The following is an 18,505-nucleotide window of genomic DNA, read 5'->3' as shown; positions in this document are numbered from 1 at the left end:
GTCCCCGCTCGGGTCCACGGCCACCGGCCGGGAGCCGTCCCTCCCGGCCGGAGTCATCGGTGTGTTCAGCCCTGCGCGGCGATCCTCGCCAGCCGCTGGGCCTCGTCCCGCGTGGAGCGGGCGATGGCGTCCTCGTCGGCCGTGAGCAGCCGCCCGTCCTCGACGATCTGCCGGCCGTCGACGAAGGACGCGGTGACCGGGGCCGCCGCGCCGAAGACCAGGGCGGTCACGGGGTCGGCGATGGAGGCGTGGGCGACCGTGTCCAGCTTCCACAGGACCAGGTCGGCGAGCTTGCCCGGTTCCAGGGAGCCGGTCTCCGCCGCCCGGCCCAGGACCTGGGCACCGCCGTAGGTGCCCAGGCGCAGGGCCTGACGGGCGTTCAGGGCGGCTTCCTTGCGCGGGCCGAGGCGGTTGATGAGGAGGGCGTTGCGCAGCTCGGTGTGGAGTTCGCCGGACTCGTTCGAGGCGGTGCCGTCGACGCCGAGGCCGACCGGGACGCCGGCCGCGAGCATGTCCGGGACACGGGCGATACCGGCCGCGAGGCGGGCGTTGGAGGAGGGGCAGTGCGCGACGCCCGTCCTGGTCCGGGCGAAGGCGGCGATGTCGGAGTCGTTCATGTGGACGCAGTGCGCCATCCACACGTCCTCGCCGAGCCAGCCGGTGGACTCGAAGTAGTCGGTCGGGCCCATGCCGAACAGTTCGTGGCAGAACTTCTCCTCCTCCACGGTCTCCGAGCCGTGGGTGTGGAGCCGTACGCCGAGGCGGCGGGCGAGCTGGGCCCCGTCCCGCAGCAGTTCGGTGGAGACGGAGAAGGGCGAGCAGGGCGCGACGGCGACCTGGGTCATGGCGTCGAAGGAGGAGTCGTGGTGCTGCCGGACGGTCTCCTCGGTCGCGGCCAGCGCGCCGTCCAGGGTCTCGACGGCGAAGTCCGGGGGCAGGCCGCCGTCCTTCTCGCTGCGGTCCATGGAGCCGCGCGCGAGGGTGAAGCGGACGCCCATGTCGCGGGCGGCGCCGATGATCGCGCCGGACAGGTCGCCGGAGCCCTGCGGGAAGACGTAGTGGTGGTCCATGGCGGTGGTGACGCCACCGCGGGCCATCACCGCGAGCGAGCCCTGGGCCGCCGCGCGCACCATCGGCTCGTCGATGCGCGCCCAGACCGGGTACAGCGCGACCAGCCAGTCGAAGAGGTTGTGGTCCGTGGCCAGGCCGCGGGTGATCCACTGGTAGAAGTGGTGGTGGGTGTTGACCAGGCCGGGGGTCACGAGGTGACCGGAGGCGTCGATGCGGCGTACGACGTTCTCCAGGCCCTCGGGGGCGGTGCCCGCGCCGAGCGACTCGATGCGGTTGCCGGCGAGGACGACGTACCCGGAGGCGTACTCGGTGTCCTTCGCGTCGACGGTCGCGATCGCGCAGTTCTCGATGACGATGCGCCGGTCTGCTGCCATGGTTCGTCCTTTGCGCTGATGTGGAGTGGGCACGGCAGGACCCCGGTTGTTTGAGTGCCGTGGCCGGAGAGACAGGTTCCCCGGCCACGGGTGCCGAAAGAGGGAACGTCAGAGATTGGTGAGATCCACGGGGATGCGCGGCTCGCAGCCGTCCCGCAGGATCGTCGCCTCGATCAGGCCGTAGGGGCGGTCGGCGGCGAAGTACACCTCATTGTCGTTCTTCAGCCCGAACGGCTCCAGGTCGACCAGGAAGTGGTGCTTGTTCGGCAGGGAGAAGCGGACCTCGTCGATCTCGCCGCGGTTGTCGATGATCCGCGAACCCATTTGGTACAGGGTCTGCTGGAGCGACAGCGAGTACGTCTCGGCGAAGGCCTGGAGCATGTGCTTCCTGGTCTGCTCGTAGGACTTCTCCCAGTGGGGCATGCGCTGGTCGTCGTCGGTCCAGTTGAAGCGCCAGCGGCCGGAGACCTGGGTGGCCAGGATGCGGTCGTAGGCCTCCTTCAGCGTCGTGTACTTGTCCTTGACGTAGCCCCAGAACTCGGAGTTGGTCGAGTTCATCACGACGAGGTCCTTCAGACCGGAGATCACCTCCCACGACGAGCCGTCGTACGTGATCTGCGTGAGCCGTGTCTCCTGGCCCTTGCGGACGAAGGAGTGCTTGACCTCGTCGGCGCCGATGAACCGCGAGTTGGCGTCGGCGGCCTCGATCCGCTCCCAGGTGTACTCCTCGATGCGGATACGGGCCGTCTTGATCGGCTCCTGCGAGGTCACGAAGTGCCGGGCGAGGTGGATGCCGAACTGTTCGGCCGACTCTATGCCGTGCTCCTTGGCGAACGCGTACACCGTGTTCTTGGTGGTGTCGGTGGGGAGGACGTTGGCGTTGGAGCCGGAGTAGTGGACCTCCTCCATGTCGCCGCTCAGCGACACGGACACGTTCAGGTCCTTGATGTGGTGGGTGGCGCCGTCCCGCGTGATCTTGACGACTCGGTTCTCGGCCTTGCCGTACTGGTTCTGTCCCAGGATCGTGGGCATCTCTAGCTAGCTCCCTCGGTATACGGAGTAGCCGAACGGGTTGAGCAGCAGCGGTACGTGGTAGTGCTCGCCCGGTACGACGGCGAACGTGATCGCCACCTCCGGGAAGAACACACCGGCGCCGCTGTCCCGATTCGCGGGGGCGTCCTGCTGCGCATCGGCTTGCTTCTTCGCAGATTCTTCGAGGTACGGCTCCACCGCGAAGTCGAGCCGTACGTGGGTGGTCCCCTCCGGCAGGGCCGGGAGGTCCTTGCACCGGCCGTCCGCGTCGGTCGCGGAGCCGCCGAGCGCCTGCCAGTCCGCCCCGCGCCCGGAGCGGGCGGAGAGCTGGACGGCGACGCCCTCGGCGGGGCGGCCGACGCTGGTGTCCAGGATGTGGGTGGACACGGACGCGGTGGCGGAGGTGCTCATGCTGCTGTCAGTCCTCTTCGACGAGTCGGGCCAGACGGATGCGGTTGATCTTCCCCAGTTCGGTGCGGACGATCTCCCGCTCCCGCTCCGGCGGGTTGCCGATCCGTTCCCTGACCGCGTCGCGCAGCTGCTCGCCGGTCCGGCCGGTGGCGCAGATCAGGAAGACATGGCCGAACCTCTCCTGATAGGCGAGGTTCAGTTCGAGCATCTCCGCCTTGAGTGCGTCGGAGGCGCCGGACATGCCGCGCTGCTCCCGGGCCGAGGTGGGGTCACCGGCCTTGGGGCGGCCGATGGGCGGGTGGCCGGCCATCGCCTCCGCCAGGTCCGTGGCCGTCAGTTCCGCCATGGCGGCGTCGCTCGCGGCGTACAGGTCCTCGGGGGTGGCGTAGGGGCGGGCGGTGAGCAGTCGCTTCGCCCACGCCGTGGAGGCGCACGCCTCGTGGAGCGCGGTGTAGGCCGCGTGCTCCTCGACGGTGTTGAACCGGGCCAGGCCCGGCGGCGTGGAAGTGGAAGTCACGGGAGCCTCCGTGGCCGGATACGGCCTTCGTGCTGAACGGGCGTGCCGCTAGCTAACGCCCTCCCGCGACGACACGTCAACAGTTTGTTGAAAATTCGCGACGGGGATACGGAGGCGGGTGAGGATACGGAGGCGGATACGGAGGCCGGTCAGGCCCCCTTCTCGCGGTTGAGGTAGTTGTAGACGGTGAAGCGGCTGACGCCCAGGGCGCTCGCCACGGTCTCCACCCCGTGCCGTACGGAGAAGGCGCCGCGCGCCTCGAGTATCCGCACGACCTCCTGCTTCGCCTTGCGGTCCAGGTCGGCCAACGGGCCCTTGCGGCGCTCCATCGCGGCGAGGATGTGATCGAGGGAGTCGGCGAGCTGCGGCAGCCGTACGGCGACGGCGTCGCTGCCCTCCCAGGAGAGGACGACGTCGTCGGGGCCTGCCTCGTCCGGCGGGATCATCTCGCCGCCCATGGCGTCCACCAGGGGCTTCACGGCCGCGATGAACGGCTCGTCCCCCGCGCCGCTCATGCCTCACCCTCCTCGGCCACGTTGACCTGGAGCGAGATCCGGGTGGCACCGGCCTCCAGGGCCTTGCGGAGCAGGGCGTCCACGGCGGTGAGCACCGCGTCGGCACCGCCCTCGGCGGTGTTGCCGAACGGGCCGACGTCCACGGCGTCCAGCTCGGCGGCCTCCACGACCTCGCGGGCCACCAGCGCGTGCGCGGGTGCCTCGTCCAGGTCGAAGGGCTCGGTCGTGAACTCCACTCTCAATCGCACGGGGTCAACCTAACCCAGGCGCTCCGCTCGGAGACTCGCGATGGAGGTGCAGTTTGTGCCGTCGCGCGTCTGCGGCGTCGTTGTGGCTCGTCGCGCAGTTCCCCGCCCCCCTTGGGGGCGCTCCCGACCCGCCACGGCACGCCCCCGCCCGGTCAATAACGGGGCGGACTCGATGACCTCCGCCCCCTCCACAACCTCCGATACTCGGCGGTAATGTCGCCCCCCGCCGGACGGCGACACCCGGTGGGATGAGAGCGAAGGGGCCTTCATGGCGACAGACATGCCTGCGGAGGCGGACACGGCCGACGAGCGTTGGCAGCGCATGTGGAGTCACCGGGAGCAGCTGCTCAAGGTGGCCCGGCGCAGGTCGATGAGCGCGGAGGACGCCGAGGACGCGGTGCACGAGGCGATGCTGCGGGCCGCCGAACGTCCCGGTCTGGACGACGAGCGGCTCGCGGCATGGCTGACGACCGTGACGATGCGGCTGTGCGTCGACCGCTACCGGCAGGTGAACCGGGAGGCCGAGGTCCGCACCAGCCCGACGCTGATCGCCCCCGGCCCGGTCCCCGTCGAGGAGGCGGTGTGCGACCGGGCCGAGGCGAACTGGCTGGCCGTGCGCAGCGGCGAGCTGCCCGCACGCCAGGCCGAGGCGCTCCGGCTGAGGTCGCAGGACCTCGACGTCGGCCAGGTCGCCGTGCGGATGGGGCTGAGCTACCGGACCGTTGAGTCGCTGCTGGCCCGGGCCCGGCGGACCATGCGCCACACGCTGGCCGCGACCCTCGGCTTCGCCCTGTTCCTGATCGGGTGGGGCCGCCCCCGGCCGCTCGGCAAGGCCCACGCCGTGGCGGTGACGTCGACGGCGGCGACCCTGGTGGTGGCCGGGTTCGTGCTGCCGTACGCCCTTGACGGCGGCGGGAGCGAGGGCGGTACGGCCCCGCGGCCCGCCGTCGCCTCGCCCGGCGCGGGCACGGAGACGCTGCGGCCCGAGGGGAGCGGCGGGGGCGCCGCGGCTCAGGGCATCCGGCCCACGGATGACGCGGCCGACCGGAGGACAGGGGAGTCCCCGGCGGGCGAATCGGTCCTGCCGCTGTCCGTCCCGTCACTCCCGGAAGCCACGAAGCTCCCGGGAGTCCCGGAGGTCCCGAAGGTCCCGGTGTCGCCGCTGCCCGCGCTGTCGGCCCCAGAGGTGCCGCGGGTGGCCGGCGTCCCCGAGCTGCCGGAGACCCCGGAGCCCCCTGACCGGCCCGTCGAGTCCGCCGTTCCGACGCTGCCGGACGTCACCGTCGTACCGTCCGCCTCCCTTCCGGTCGCCACCCCGACCGCCCTCCCGTAGGCACCCGCGACCTCCCTGCCGTACACCCCGGCAACCCGTCCGAAAAAAATCCGCCACTCCAGCGACGGACGCCCCGCCCCTCCCCGTAGAGCAGATGTCGAAGCTGCTCCGCGGGCTGAAGGGTGGACCGGATGGGTGTCGAGATCTGTGTGGAAGGGCTGACCAAGTCCTTCGGTCACCAGGTCATCTGGCGGGACGTCTCGCTGACGCTGCCCGCCGGGGAGGTGTCGGTCATGCTCGGCCCCTCGGGGACGGGCAAGTCGGTCTTCCTCAAGACGCTCGTGGGCCTGCTGAAACCGGAGCGCGGCTCGATCACGATCCAGGGCCGGGACATCACGAAGCTCCGGGAGCACGAGCTGTACGAGGTGCGCAAGCTCTTCGGCGTGCTGTTCCAGGACGGCGCCCTGTTCGGCTCCATGAACCTCTACGACAACATCGCCTTCCCGCTGCGCGAGCACACCCGTAAGTCCGAGAGCGAGATCCGGCGCATCGTGCGGGAGAAGATGGAGATGGTCGGGCTCCTCGGCGCCGAGGAGAAGCTGCCCGGCGAGATCTCGGGCGGCATGCGCAAACGGGCCGGTCTCGCCCGCGCCCTGGTCCTCGACCCGGAGGTCATCCTCTTCGACGAGCCGGACTCCGGTCTCGACCCGGTCCGCGTGGCCTACCTCAACCAGCTCATCGTCGACCTCAACGCGCAGATCGACGCGACCTTCCTGATCGTCACCCACGACATCGCCTCGGCCCGCCAGGTGCCGGACAACATCGGGCTGCTGTTCCGCCGCGAGCTGGTGATGTTCGGGCCCCGCGAGGAGCTGCTGACCAGCGACGAGCCCGTCGTACGGCAATTCCTGAACGGCCGTATGCAGGGCCCGATCGGCATGGCGGAGGAGAAGGACGCGGCGCAGGTCGAGCAGGAGCTCGCCGCCCTCGGTGACGGCGAGCGCGGCGGGGGCCAGGCTCTGACTCCTCGCCTGCTGCCGGGTCCGGGCATCCTCCGGCCACCCCGCTGGGACGCGATCGCGGAGCGGGAGGCGGAGCTGCGGCGCCGGAAGGCGGTGGCGGACGTATGAGCCTGTCACCGACCGGGGCGCTGCGGCACTCCGGGGCGCTGTTCGCGATGACGCTGGACGTGGTGCGGACGATCCCCCGACGGCCGTTCCAGGCTCGGGAGTTCATCCAGCAGGCATGGTTCGTCGCGAGCGTCACCATCATGCCGACCGCCCTGGTGTCCATCCCCTTCGGCGCGGTCATCGCCCTGCAGATCGGCAGCCTGACCCGGCAGCTCGGCGCGCAGTCCTTCTCCGGGGCCGCGTCCGTGCTCGCCGTGCTGCGGGAGGCCTCGCCGATCGTCACGGCGCTGCTGATCGCGGGCGCCGGCGGCACGGCGATCTGCGCGGACCTCGGGGCGCGGAAGATCCGCGAGGAGATCGACGCGATGCAGGTGCTCGGCATCGACCCGATCCACCGGCTGGTCGTCCCCCGCGTGCTCGCGTCGATGCTGGTCGCGGTGCTGCTCAACGGTCTGGTGTCGGTGGTCGGCGTGGCGGGCGGCTACTTCTTCAACGTCGTGCTGCAGAACGGCACTCCGGGCGCCTACCTCGCCTCCTTCACCACGCTCGCCCAGCTCTCCGACCTGTGGGCGGCCGAGATCAAGGCGCTCGTCTTCGGGGCGATCGCCGCGATCGTCGCCTCCTACAAGGGACTCACCGCGAAGGGCGGCCCGAAGGGTGTGGGCGACGCCGTGAACCAGTCGGTGGTGATCACCTTCATGTTGCTTTTCGTGACGAACTTCGTGATGACCGCGGTGTACTTCCAGGTCGTCCCGCAGAGGGGTTAGCCGATGAGACTTCTCGACAGACCCCTGCGCTCCCTGGAGGCGTTGGGCACCCAGCTCTCCTTCTACGGCCGCTCGCTCGCGTGGACCGGCCGCACCGTGCGCCGCTACAAGAAGGAGATCCTGCGGCTGCTCGCCGAGGTGAGCTTCGGCCGCGGCGCCCTCGCCGTCCTGGGCGGCACGGTCGGCATCATCGCCTTCCTGTCGTTCTTCACCGGCACGGAGGTGGGCCTCCAGGGCTACGCCGCGCTCAACCAGCTCGGCACCTCCAACTTCGTGGCGTTCCTCTCGGCCTACTTCAACACCCGGGAGATCGCACCGCTGGTGGCCGGCCTCGCGCTGTCCGCGACCGTCGGCGCCGGGTTCACGGCCCAGCTCGGCGCGATGCGGATCAGCGAGGAGACCGACGCCCTCGAGGTCATGGGCGTGCCCTCGCTGCCCTTCCTGGTGACCACGAGGATGATCGCCGGGTTCGTGGCCGTGATCCCGCTGTACGTAGTCGGCCTGCTCTCCTCCTACCTGGCCGCCCGCACCATCACCACCGGCTACTACGGCCAGTCGGCGGGCACCTACGACCACTACTTCCAGCAGTACCTGCCGCCGGTCGACGTGCTGTGGTCCTTCGGCAAGGTGCTCGTCTTCGCCGTCCTGATCATCCTGGTGCACTGCTTCTACGGCTACTACGCGAGCGGCGGCCCGGCGGGCGTCGGCGTCGCGGTGGGGCGTGCGGTGCGCACCTCGATCGTGGCGATCAACGTCGTGGACTTCTTCCTGTCGTTGGCGATCTGGGGCGCCAACACGACCGTTCGGATCGCGGGGTGAACCGTATGAGGGTGCTGAGACTTCGGTTGTACGGCGTGGTGTTCCTCGCCGTGCTCGCGCTGCTGCTGGCGCTGTCCGTCGCCGTCTACCGGCAGGCGTTCACGCCGGTCGTGCGGATCACGCTGGAGGCCGACAGCCTGGGCAACCAGCTCGATCCGCGGGCCGACGTCAAGCTGCGCGGGCTGCTGGTCGGCGAGGTGCGCGACGTGCACGCGGACGGCGGGAAGGCTCGGCTCGACATCGCGCTCAAGCCGGAGTACGTGGAATCCATCCCCTCCGACGTGCACGCGCTGCTGTTGCCGAAGACGCTGTTCGGCGAGAAGTACGTCGACCTGGTCGCACCCGCGCGCTCCTCGGCTCGCCCGATCCGCGCCGGGGACGTCATCTCCCAGGACCGCACCCGCGTCGGCATCGAACTCCAGCAGCTGATGAACGATCTGCTGCCCCTGCTGCGCACCGTGCAGCCCGCCAAGCTCAACGCCACCCTCTCCGCCTTCGCCACCGCCCTCGAAGGCCGCGGCGACCGGATGGGCGACAACCTCACGCGCCTGGAGGACTACCTGCGCCGCCTCAACCCGCATCTGCCGTCCCTCACGGAGGACATCGCCCGCTTCGCCGAGGTCGCCGAGATCTACGGCGACGCGGCGCCCGACCTGATGGACATCCTGCGCAACTCCGTCACCACCAGCCGCACGATCGTCGAACAGAAGGACCGGTTGGCGGCGGCGCTGAAGTCCACGGCCACCGTCGCGGGCACCACGGAGGACTTCCTCGACACCAACGGGGACCGGCTGATCACCCTCGGCCGGGTCTCCCGCCCGACGCTGGAGCTGTTCGCCCGCTACTCCCCCGAGTATCCGTGCCTGCTGGCCGGCCTGGTCCGCCAGGAGGAAGCCTCCGAGCAGGCGTTCCGGGGCGGCAAGATGCACATCACGCTGGAGGTCGTACGGCCGCGAGGGGCGTACGAGCCCGGCGAGGAGCCGCACTACGGCGAGCGGTCGGGGCCCCACTGCCGTGATCTGCCGCATCCTCCGGTGCCGGCGCCCGGCGCCCATCTGGACGACGGCTCCAGGAAGGCGGGTTCGGCGGGTTCGTCCTCGGGTCCGCTCGGTGTCTCCGCCACGCGGGCCGAGCAGCGGGCCGTCGGCTCGCTCGTGGCGCCCGTGCTCGGCGTGCCCGCCGACGAGGTGCCACCGGTCGCGACACTGCTGTTCGGGCCGATGGCGCGCGGGACGGCGGTGAGCGTCGCATGAGCCGTACGAAGGCCCGAGGCGCCCGGCAGACCGCCGCTCCCCTCATCAAGTTCAGCCTCTTCGCGCTGGTCACGATCCTGGCGACGGCCCTGCTCGCCGCCACCATCGTGAACATCTCCTTCACCCCGAAGGACACCTACCGCGCGGTGTTCAGCGATGTCACCGGCCTGGAGGAGGGCGACGACATCCGCGTGGCCGGGGTGCGGGTCGGCGAGGTCGCGGGGGTCCGGATCAAGGACCGGACGCTGGCCGAGGTCAGCTTCACGGTGAGCACGGACCGGCCGCTGCTGTCCGGCACGGGCGCGGTCATCCGCTACCGCAACCTGGTCGGGCAGCGGTACGTCGCGCTGACCGAGGGAACGGGCGACGGCACCCCGCTGCGGCCCGGCGCGACGATCCCGCTGTCCCGCACCCAGCCGGCGCTGGACCTCAACGCGCTGCTGAACGGCTTCAAGCCGCTGTTCGCCGCGCTGAGCCCGCAGGACGTCAACCAGCTCGCCACCGAGATCATCAAGACGCTCCAGGGCGAGGGCGGCACCGTCAACAGCCTCCTCGCGCACACCGCTTCACTCACCACGACGCTGGCCGGACGGGACAAGCTGATCGGCTCGGTGATCGACAACCTCAACACCGTGCTGGCGCAGCTCGACAAGCGCGGTGGCCGTTTCTCCGGGCTGCTCAAACAACTTCGGCGGGTGATCTCGGGGCTGTCCGCCGACCGCAAGCCGATCGGGCAGTCGCTGGTGAGCATCGGCGGCCTGACGAAGGCCACCTCGGGGCTGCTGAAGGACGCCCGGCCGCCGCTGAAGGACGACATCGCCGAGCTGACCGATCTCACCGGAACGCTGAACGACAACGAGAAGACCGTGGAGGGCGTCTTGAAGCGGCTGCCGAACAAGCTCGAGGAGCTGACCGGGACGGCGTCCTACGGCTCCTGGTTCAACTTCTACCTGTGCGACTTCGACGGCCGGATCGTGCTGCCGAAGACGAAGCAGGTGCTCTCCCCCGATCTGCATGTGGCGAGGGCGAGGTGCGGGTCATGAGCCGTAAGCACCGCCCGGAGCCGCTGATCAAGGTGCGCATCGAACCGCCGAGGCTGCCGAGGATACGGCTGCCGAGGATCGGGCCCCTGCCACGCCGAAAGCCCCGCCCGCGCCGCCCGGAGCCACTGATCAAGGTGCGCATCGAGCCGCCCCGGATCCGGCTCCCCCGCATCCGGTTGCGCCGGCCGCGCATGGTTCCGTTCCGTGAGCGCAACGCCGTCGTCATCGGCGCGATCGGCCTCACCGTGCTCGCGCTGCTGGCGGTGGCCGCGTTCAACGCCGACCGCCTGCCGCTGATCGGCGACGGCGAGACGTACAGCGCCGCCTTCTCGGAGGCGGGCGGTCTCAAGCCCGGCGACGAGGTGCGGATCGCCGGCGTGAAGGTCGGCAAGGTCGAGGAGGTCGACCTGGACGGCGACCACGTCAAGGCCACCTTCAAGATCAAGGGCGAGCCGCGGTTCGGCTCCGAGACCGGCGCGTCGATCCGGGTCAAGACGATCCTCGGCGCGAAGTACCTCGCGCTGCACCCCAAGGGGCCGGGCCAGTTGCAGGCGGGCAGCGAGATCCCGCTGAAGCGCACGGTGCCGGCGTACGACGTCGTGCAGGCGTTCAGCGACCTCACCACCACCACCGAGGAGGTCGACACCGACCGGCTGGCGAAGGCGCTGGACACCATCTCCACCACCTTCGAGGACTCGCCCTCCGAGGTCCGGGCGTCCCTCAAGGGCCTGTCGCGGATCTCCCGGACGGTGGCCTCGCGCGACAAGGCGCTCAAAGAGCTGCTGGACCACGCAAGCGGCGTCACCGGTGTCCTGGCCGAGCGCTCCGAGGACTTCACCGCCCTGGTGAAGGACGGCGACAAGCTCTTCAAGGAGATCAGCAAGCGCCGTACGGCCATTCACAACCTGCTGAAGAGTTCGGCCGCGCTCGGCGTCGAACTCTCCGGCCTGGTCGAGGACAACGAGAAGGAGATCGGGCCCGCCCTCAAGGGCCTGAACCGTGTGGTGGAGATGCTCGAACGCAACCAGTCCAGCCTGGACCGCAGCGTGAAGCTGCTCGCTCCGTACGTCCGGCTCTTCACCAACACCCTCGGCAACGGCCGCTGGTTCGACTCCTACGTGCAGAACCTCGTCGCCGCTCCGGTGGTGCCGCGGACGGGAGGTGCGCAGTGAACAACCCGTGGAAGAAGGGCGCGGCCCTGCTCACCGCCCTGGCCGCCGTCGCCGCCCTCACCTGTGTGCTGTGGCCGCGGCCCGAACCCGTGCGCGTCACCGCGTACTTCCCGCGCACGATCGGCATCTACCCCGGCTCGGACGTCCGCGTCCTCGGCGTGCGCATCGGCGAGGTCAAGAAGATCACGCCGGAGGGGAAGCGGGTGCGGGTGGAGCTGGAGTACGACTCCGGACGCAAGGTTCCGGCGGACGCGCAGGCCGCGATCATCAACTCCTCGGTGGTCAGCGACCGTTATGTGCAACTGCTGCCGGTGTACCGCAAAGGCCCGGCGCTGCGGGAAGGGGACGTCATCCCCGAGTCGCGCACGGCCGTACCGGTCGAACTGGACCGGATCTTCGACAGCCTGCACACCACCGCCGAGGCGCTCGGCCCCGACGGCGCCGACAAGGACGGCGCCCTGTCCCGGCTGCTCGGGGTGAGCGCGGACAACCTCGACGGCCAGGGCAAGAACCTCAACCAGACCGTGGAGGATCTGTCGGAGGCGGTGACCACCCTGTCCGACGGCCGTACGGACCTGTTCGGCACGGTGCGCAACCTCCAGGTGTTCACGGCGGCGCTGGCCGCCGACGACAAGAGCGTGCGGTCGTTCAACACCAGCCTCGCCAAGGCCGCCGAGCAACTCGCGGGTGAGCGGAAGGACCTCGCGGCGGCGCTGAAGAGTCTCGGGACGGCGCTCGGCGACGTGTCCGTCTTCGTGCAGCGGAACAAGAAGTCCCTGAACTCGAACGTGCGGGGCCTGAGCAAGGTCACCAAGGTGCTCGTCACCCAACGGGCCGCCTTGGAGGAGCTGTTGGAGGTCGCACCCACGGGCATGTCGAACCTGAACAACGCCTACAACCCGGGCTCCGGCACCCTCGACACCCGCAACAACGCCGACCAGGCCCAGGACCCGGCGTCGATGCTGTGCTCGCTGCTGCGGACGACGGGCGACGAGGGCGGCAAGAACCCCGACTGCGCGGAGCTGAAGAAACTCTTCGCCTCCCTGCCCGAAGTGCCGCGGGGCCCCGCGGTGACCGGCACGGTCGACCGGACGCTCGGCGGCATCCTGGGGGCGAGCGCATGAGCGGGATGCGCAAGGGCGGGGCGCTCGCCTGGGCCGCCGTCGGCTCGCTGCTGCTGTCCGGCTGCGAGTTCAACGGCTGGTACGACGTCCGGCTGCCCGGCGGAGCCGCCGCGGACGGCCACGCCTACCACGTCACCGTCGAGTTCCGTGACGTGCTCGATCTGGTGCCGCAGTCGGCCGTGAAGGTCAACGACGTCACCGTCGGCGCGGTCGAGAAGGTCGAGCTGGACGGCTGGCACGCGCGCGTGCGGCTGCGCGTCGCCGACTCGGTGAAGCTGCCCGCCAACGCCGTCGCGGAACTGCGGCAGACCAGCATGCTCGGCGAGAAGTACGTCTCCCTGTCCGCCCCGCCCGGCACCGCCCCCGTGGGCCGGCTCGGCGACGGCGGCCTCGTCCCGCTGTCCCGCAGCGGCCGCAACCCGGAGATCGAGGAGGTGCTGTCCGCGCTGTCCGCGCTCCTCAACGGCGGTGGAGTGGCCCATCTCAAGACGATCACCGTGGAGCTGAACAAGGCCCTGAAGGGCCGGGAGAACCGGGTCAGGTCCCTGCTGAAGGAGCTGAACACCTTCCTCGGCGGCCTGGACGACCAGCGCGCGGACATCGTCCGCGCCCTCAAGGCCGTCGACCGGCTCGCCAAGCGGCTCGGCAAGGAGAAGAAGACCATCGCCGAGGCCGTCGACGAGACGCCGCCCGCCCTGAAGGTCCTGGCCGACCAGCGCCGCGATCTGACGCGGATGCTCACCGCCCTGTCCAAGCTGGGCAGGACGGGCACGAAGGTGGTCAACGCCTCGCACGACGACACGGTCGCCGACCTCGAGCGGCTGCGGCCGATCCTCCGGCAGCTCAACAAGGCGGGCAGCGATCTGCCCGACTCCCTCGAGCTGCTGACCACCTATCCGTTCCCGCGCAACGCCGTGGACGCCATCAAGGGGGACTACGTCAACCTCCATCTGACCGCCGACCTCGACTTCGCGGGCCTCTACGGCAACCTGACGGACCGGCCCGACGACTCCGGCGGCGGGAAGCCCGGGAAACCAGGCATCCCCGATACCCCCGACCTGCCGGACGTACCCGAGGTGCCGGACGTCCCGAGCGTCCCCACGCCCACCGCGCTGCCGGGCACCCCGAGCGGCCCGCCCTCGGCCCCCTCCGACGGCGGCGACCTGCTGTGCCCGCCGGTGTGCACCGCCGGCCACACCACCGAGGACGGCCGGCCGCACGGTATCGACCTCGATCTCGCCGAGCTGATGCTGAAGGGGGTGCAGCCGTGATCACCCGTACGGTCAAAGCCCAGCTCATCGCGTTCGCCACCGTCACCGCCGTCGGGGTGTCGTACGTCGGCGCCGAGTACACCGGCCTGGTGGACGAGGTCCTCGACCGCGGCTACACCGTGCGGGCCGACTTCGCCGGCTCCGGGGGCATCTTCCCCGGCGCCGAGGTCACCTACCGGGGCGTGCCGGTGGGCCGGGTCGGCACCCTGCGGCTCACGGGCTCCGGGGGCGTCTCGGTCGCCCTCGACATCGACGACGGGGCGCCGCGCATCCCCACCGACACCCTCGCGGTGGTGGGGAACCGTTCCGCGATCGGCGAGCAGTACGTCGACCTGCAGCCGCGCACCACCCACGGCCCGTACCTCCTGGACGGCGGCGCCATCCCGCGCGAGCACACGCGTGTGCCGCTGCCCACGACGGATCTCGTCCTCAGCCTGGACCGGCTGGTGAACTCCGTCGACAAGGGCGATCTGCGGGTCACCGTCGACGAGTTGGGCGAGGCCTTCGCCGGTACCGGCCCGCATCTGAGCCGTCTGGTGGACTCGGGCAACGCGCTCGTGGAGTCGGCGTCCGGCGCACTGCCCGAGACGATCGGCCTGATCGAGGACTCCCGCACGGTCCTCAAGACGCAGGCCGACCAGGGCTCGTCCATCAAGTCGTTCGCGCACGATCTGGCGGCACTCACCGCGCAGCTTAAGGCGAGCGACGGCGACCTCCGCAAGGTGATCGGCAACGCCACTCCGGCCGCCCAGGAGGTCAACTCGCTGCTGAAGGGCCTCTCACCGCGGCTGTCGGTCCTGCTCGCCAACCTGATCAGCGGCGGCCAGGTCACTCTGGCCCGGCTGCCCGGCGTGGAGCAGACCCTGGTCACCTTCCCGGTGATGGTCGCGGGCAGCCACACGGTCGTCCCCGGCGACGGCACCACCCACTTCGGCCTGGTGGTGAACGCCGACGACCCGCCCGCCTGCACCCAGGGGTACGGCACCGCACGCCGCGACCCCGCCGACACGAGCAGGCGCGCGGCCGACACCGACGCGCGCTGCACGCTCCCGCGCGGCAGTCAGTCCTCGGTGCGGGGCGCGCAGAACGCCCCGGGGGCACCAGCCACGTCCGGTGGCGCGAACCAGTCGGCGTACGTCACGCCGTACGACCCGGAGACCGGCACCACCACCGGCCCGGACGGAAGGAACGTCGAGATCGGCTCGACGGGCGGCCAGCAGGCCGTTTTCGGAAAGGAGTCGTGGCAATGGCTGCTCGTCGGACCTCTGGCATGAGGCACTCCAGGGCGGTGGCGGCGGCACTCGTCGTGGCGACCGTCCTCACCACCGCGTCGGCGCTCTGGCTGGGTTTCGCGCTCGCCGGGCAGCGCGAGGCAGAGCAGCGGCGCCAGGACGTCCTCGCCGCGGCCCGCCGGTCGGCGCTCAACTTCACCTCGCTCGACTACCGGCACTACGGCCGGGACAGCGCCAACGTGCTCGAGGGCGCCACCGGCGACTTCAAGAAGCAGTTCGCCGCGCAGACCGAGCAGCTCACCGAACTGGTCGGCCGGAACAAGTCCGTCTCCGAGGGGCAGGTCCTGGAGGCGGGCATCGTCCGTTCCGACGAGCGCTCGGCCCGCGTCCTGGTGGTCGCCGACAGCGAGGTGACCAACACCGCCGTGCCCAGGGGCGAGGCGCGCACCTACCGGCTGCAGCTCGACCTGGTGCACCGCGGCGGCCGCTGGCTGACCTCGGACGTCGAGTTCGTCGGCTGACACGCACCGCCAGTGAGGAGTACGACCATGACGAACCCGACCACCCGGAACCGCACCGCCGGCCCCACCGGCCGCCGGGCCCTGACCGCGGCCGCCCGCGCGGCGGCCAAGCGCGCGGAGCGCGCCACCGGCTCCGTCGACGCGGCCGCCGAGCACACCGAGGAACGGCCCTCCGGGCGCACGGTGCTGGTGAAGGCCCCCAAGGACGGTTGGGAGGACCCTCCCGAGCCGTCGGTCGAACCGGAACGGGACGACGACGAGGAGGAGAGCCCGGCCGTACGACGGCCGCCCCGGCCGCTCGTAGCGCTGCTGGGTGTCCTGCTGGTGGCGGGGCTGGTCGCGCTCGGCGTAGTGGGATGGCAGTACCAAGAGGGCCGGCAGGCTCAGGAGGCCAGGGGCGAGGCGCTCGCGGCCGCGCGGAAGACGGCGCCGGTCGTGCTGTCGTACGACTACCGGCGTCTGGACCGCGACTTCGGCCGGGCCCGCGGCCTGCTGACCGGAAAGTTCAGTGACCAGTACCGGAAGACCACGGCCGGCGTGGTCGGACCGGCCGCGAAGAAGTACCACGCGGTGGTCAGGGCGACCGTCGCCACGGCCTCCGTCGTGTCGGCCTCGCCCGACAAGGTCAGGGTGCTGCTCTTCGTCAACCAGGTCACGGAGAGCACCCAGGTGTCGGGCTCGCGCCTGGATCTGAACCGGGTGCGCATGACGATGAACCACACCGCGGACGGCTGGAAGGTGGGCGCCGTGGACGCACTCTGATCAGCCCCCGCAGCCTGCCCCCGCGCATCCGCGCGGGGGCACTTTTGTGCGTTCACTCTTGACAGCTCTCCCCACCCCAGGCAATCTTCCATTAAGCAGAATTCGACTTCCGCAATACGGAATATCCAGCCAGTACGGAAGGGAGCGCCGACCCCATGGGATTCGCCGAGCAGCGCTTCAACGTCAACCTGTCGATCCTCTTCACGGAGCTCCCCCTCCTGGAGCGTCCCGCGGCCGCCGCCGCGGCCGGCTTCACCGCGGTCGAGCTGTGGTGGCCCTGGGTCGACTCGCCCGTCCCGGAGCGGTCCGAGCTCGACGCCCTGAAGCGGGCGATCGAGGACGCGGGCGTCCGGCTCACCGGCCTGAACTTCTACGCCGGACAGCTCCCGGGCCCGGACCGCGGCGCCCTGTCGGTTCCCGGCGAGGAGTCGGAGCGGTTCCGCGCCAACATCGACGTGGCCGCCGACTTCGCCGCCTCCCTGGGCTGCACGGCCCTCAACGCCCTGTACGGCAACCGCGTCGAGGGCGTGGATCCGGCCGAGCAGGACGCGCTCGCGCTGGAGAACCTGACCCTGGCGGCCCGGGCAGCGGACCGGATCGGCGCGATCCTGCTGATCGAGGCGCTGAACCAGCCCGAGTCACCGCTGTACCCGCTGGTCTCCGCCCCGGCGGCCGTGGACGTCGTCGACAAGGTCAACAGTGCGACCGGCCTGGGCAACGCGCGGTTCCTGATGGACCTCTACCACCTGTCCATGAACGGCGAGGACCTCCCGTCGGTGATCGAGCGGTTCGCCGCGAAGACCGGTCACGTCCAGATCGCCGACAACCCCGGCCGTGGCGCCCCCGGGACGGGCTCACTGCCCCTCGAAGACCTCCTCGACCGGCTGCGGAAGGCGGGCTACGACGGCTGGGTCGGCCTCGAGTACAAGCCGGGCGACCGCCCGAGCGCCGAGGCCTTCGACTGGCTGCCCCGCTGACCCCCGCACCGAAAGGCACCCCATCATGAGCAACGCACTTCCCAAGGTCGCTTGGATCGGCCTCGGCATCATGGGCTCCCCCATGTCCGAGAACCTGATCAAGGCGGGTTACCAGGTCACCGGCTTCACCCTGGAGCAGGACAAGCTGGACCGGCTCGCGGCCGCGGGCGGCACCGCCGCCCCCTCCATCGCCGAGGCCGTGAAGGACGCCGACGTCGTCATCACGATGGTTCCGGCCTCCCCCCAGGTCGAGGCCATCTCCTACGGCCCCGACGGCATCCTGGAGAACGTCAGGTCCGGCGCCCTGCTGATCGACATGTCCTCGATCACGCCGCAGACCTCGATCGACCTGGCGAAGGCCGCGAAGGACAAGGGCATCCGCGTCCTGGACGCCCCGGTGTCCGGTGGCGAGGCCGGCGCCATCGAGGCCGTGCTGTCCATCATGGTCGGCGGCGAGCAGACCGACTTCGACACCGCGAAGCCGATCCTCGACGCGCTCGGCAAGACCATCGTGCTGTGCGGTCCGCACGGCTCCGGCCAGACCGTGAAGGCCGCCAACCAGCTGATCGTCGCCGTGAACATCCAGGCGTGCGCCGAGGCCGTGGTCTTCCTGGAGAAGTCCGGCGTGGACCTGAAGGCGGCCCTGGACGTCCTGAACGGCGGACTCGCCGGCTCGACGGTGCTGACCCGCAAGAAGGACAACTTCCTCGGTCGGGACTTCAAGCCGGGCTTCCGTATCGACCTGCACCACAAGGACATGGGCATCGTCACGGACGCCGCCCGCACCGTCGGCGCGGCCCTGCCCGTCGGCGCCGTGGTCGCCCAGCTCGTCGCGAGCCTGCGCGCGCAGGGCGACGGCGGCCTGGACCACTCGGCGCTGCTGCGGGCCGTGGAGCGGCTGTCCGGCGCACAGCTCTGACCCCCTTTTGACCCTCGTAGCCCCGGGGGTCCCCCAGACCCCGGGCGGCGCCGCCGCTGACACCAGTCCTGTCG

At 70.7% G+C, this 18,505-nt stretch carries 20 protein-coding genes; 14 read left to right on the top strand and 6 right to left on the bottom strand.

Translation table 11 applies throughout. The features are described 5' to 3' along the window. Positions 1 to 65: 65 nt before the first annotated feature. The 6 genes from ACFTZL_RS22195 to ACFTZL_RS22170 all read right to left on the bottom strand — a co-directional run bounded on the left by ACFTZL_RS22195 (position 66) and on the right by ACFTZL_RS22170 (position 4,168). Entirely contained in the window at positions 66 to 1,445 is a 1,380-nt protein-coding gene (locus ACFTZL_RS22195; RefSeq protein WP_382585414.1) for an 8-oxoguanine deaminase, read from the bottom strand. A 108-nt stretch (positions 1,446 to 1,553) separates the two neighbouring features. After that, the gene (pucL, locus tag ACFTZL_RS22190) at positions 1,554 to 2,477 is read right to left on the bottom strand and encodes a factor-independent urate hydroxylase (RefSeq protein WP_382585411.1); all 924 of its coding nucleotides are present in this window, start codon (positions 2,475 to 2,477) and stop codon (positions 1,554 to 1,556) included. Between the two features lie 6 nt (positions 2,478 to 2,483). Beyond that, positions 2,484 to 2,888, bottom strand: a complete 405-nt coding sequence (uraH, locus tag ACFTZL_RS22185) for a hydroxyisourate hydrolase (RefSeq protein WP_382585408.1) — start codon at positions 2,886 to 2,888, stop codon at positions 2,484 to 2,486. Positions 2,889 to 2,895: 7 nt separating this feature from the next. Continuing rightward, entirely contained in the window at positions 2,896 to 3,405 is a 510-nt protein-coding gene (gene uraD, locus ACFTZL_RS22180) for a 2-oxo-4-hydroxy-4-carboxy-5-ureidoimidazoline decarboxylase (RefSeq protein ID WP_382585405.1), read from the bottom strand. Between the two features lie 149 nt (positions 3,406 to 3,554). Next, on the bottom strand, positions 3,555 to 3,920 hold the full coding sequence (locus ACFTZL_RS22175) for a helix-turn-helix domain-containing protein (protein WP_382585402.1): 366 nt from the start codon (positions 3,918 to 3,920) through the stop codon (positions 3,555 to 3,557). Continuing rightward, a complete protein-coding gene (locus tag ACFTZL_RS22170; RefSeq protein ID WP_184588829.1) occupies positions 3,917 to 4,168 on the bottom strand; it encodes a hypothetical protein in 252 nt (83 codons plus the stop codon). The genes ACFTZL_RS22175 and ACFTZL_RS22170 overlap by 4 nt, the downstream gene beginning before the upstream one ends. A gap of 268 nt (positions 4,169 to 4,436) precedes the next feature. Here ACFTZL_RS22170 and ACFTZL_RS22165 point away from each other — a divergent pair, with 268 nt between their 5' ends. From ACFTZL_RS22165 to ACFTZL_RS22100, 14 genes are all read left to right on the top strand, one after another. Then, entirely contained in the window at positions 4,437 to 5,501 is a 1,065-nt protein-coding gene (locus ACFTZL_RS22165; protein ID WP_382585399.1) for an RNA polymerase sigma factor, read from the top strand. 131 nt (positions 5,502 to 5,632) lie between these two features. Further along, on the top strand, positions 5,633 to 6,571 hold the full coding sequence (locus ACFTZL_RS22160; RefSeq protein ID WP_382585396.1) for an ABC transporter ATP-binding protein: 939 nt from the start codon (positions 5,633 to 5,635) through the stop codon (positions 6,569 to 6,571). Beyond that, positions 6,568 to 7,338 (top strand): MlaE family ABC transporter permease, encoded by a 771-nt coding sequence (locus ACFTZL_RS22155; protein ID WP_382496557.1) that lies wholly within the window; start codon positions 6,568 to 6,570, stop codon positions 7,336 to 7,338. Before ACFTZL_RS22160 ends, ACFTZL_RS22155 begins: the two co-directional genes overlap by 4 nt. Positions 7,339 to 7,341: 3 nt before the next feature. Next, positions 7,342 to 8,157, top strand: coding sequence for an MlaE family ABC transporter permease (locus ACFTZL_RS22150; protein WP_382585393.1), 816 nt, complete (start codon positions 7,342 to 7,344; stop codon positions 8,155 to 8,157). Between the two features lie 5 nt (positions 8,158 to 8,162). After that, positions 8,163 to 9,410 carry an MCE family protein gene (locus ACFTZL_RS22145; protein ID WP_382585391.1) on the top strand — a complete coding sequence of 416 codons (1,248 nt, stop codon included), beginning with the start codon at positions 8,163 to 8,165 and terminating at the stop codon, positions 9,408 to 9,410. Continuing rightward, entirely contained in the window at positions 9,407 to 10,453 is a 1,047-nt protein-coding gene (locus ACFTZL_RS22140) for an MCE family protein (protein WP_382585388.1), read from the top strand. The genes ACFTZL_RS22145 and ACFTZL_RS22140 overlap by 4 nt, the downstream gene beginning before the upstream one ends. 191 nt (positions 10,454 to 10,644) lie before the next feature. Further along, positions 10,645 to 11,625 (top strand): MCE family protein, encoded by a 981-nt coding sequence (locus tag ACFTZL_RS22135; RefSeq protein WP_382585417.1) that lies wholly within the window; start codon positions 10,645 to 10,647, stop codon positions 11,623 to 11,625. After that, the gene (locus ACFTZL_RS22130; RefSeq protein WP_382585385.1) at positions 11,622 to 12,749 is read left to right on the top strand and encodes an MCE family protein; all 1,128 of its coding nucleotides are present in this window, start codon (positions 11,622 to 11,624) and stop codon (positions 12,747 to 12,749) included. Before ACFTZL_RS22135 ends, ACFTZL_RS22130 begins: the two co-directional genes overlap by 4 nt. Then, positions 12,746 to 14,020, top strand: coding sequence for an MCE family protein (locus ACFTZL_RS22125; protein ID WP_382585382.1), 1,275 nt, complete (start codon positions 12,746 to 12,748; stop codon positions 14,018 to 14,020). The genes ACFTZL_RS22130 and ACFTZL_RS22125 overlap by 4 nt, the downstream gene beginning before the upstream one ends. After that, on the top strand, positions 14,017 to 15,294 hold the full coding sequence (locus tag ACFTZL_RS22120) for an MCE family protein (protein WP_382585379.1): 1,278 nt from the start codon (positions 14,017 to 14,019) through the stop codon (positions 15,292 to 15,294). The genes ACFTZL_RS22125 and ACFTZL_RS22120 overlap by 4 nt, the downstream gene beginning before the upstream one ends. Further along, positions 15,291 to 15,773: a hypothetical protein gene (locus tag ACFTZL_RS22115; RefSeq protein WP_382585376.1), complete on the top strand. Its 483-nt coding sequence runs from the start codon at positions 15,291 to 15,293 to the stop codon at positions 15,771 to 15,773. Before ACFTZL_RS22120 ends, ACFTZL_RS22115 begins: the two co-directional genes overlap by 4 nt. Positions 15,774 to 15,800: 27 nt before the next feature. Next, on the top strand, positions 15,801 to 16,535 hold the full coding sequence (locus ACFTZL_RS22110) for a hypothetical protein (RefSeq protein ID WP_382585373.1): 735 nt from the start codon (positions 15,801 to 15,803) through the stop codon (positions 16,533 to 16,535). Between the two features lie 155 nt (positions 16,536 to 16,690). After that, positions 16,691 to 17,512 carry a TIM barrel protein gene (locus tag ACFTZL_RS22105; protein WP_382585370.1) on the top strand — a complete coding sequence of 274 codons (822 nt, stop codon included), beginning with the start codon at positions 16,691 to 16,693 and terminating at the stop codon, positions 17,510 to 17,512. Between the two features lie 25 nt (positions 17,513 to 17,537). Then, positions 17,538 to 18,431: a 2-hydroxy-3-oxopropionate reductase gene (locus tag ACFTZL_RS22100; protein WP_382585367.1), complete on the top strand. Its 894-nt coding sequence runs from the start codon at positions 17,538 to 17,540 to the stop codon at positions 18,429 to 18,431. Positions 18,432 to 18,505: the final 74 nt, after the last annotated feature.

This window comes from Streptomyces sp. NPDC056948 (assembly GCF_042674225.1).
Taxonomy (GTDB): Bacteria; Actinomycetota; Actinomycetes; order Streptomycetales; family Streptomycetaceae; genus Streptomyces; species Streptomyces purpurascens.
Note: the sequence above shows the minus strand (reverse complement) of the source record. Positions and strands in the feature narration are given on the sequence as shown.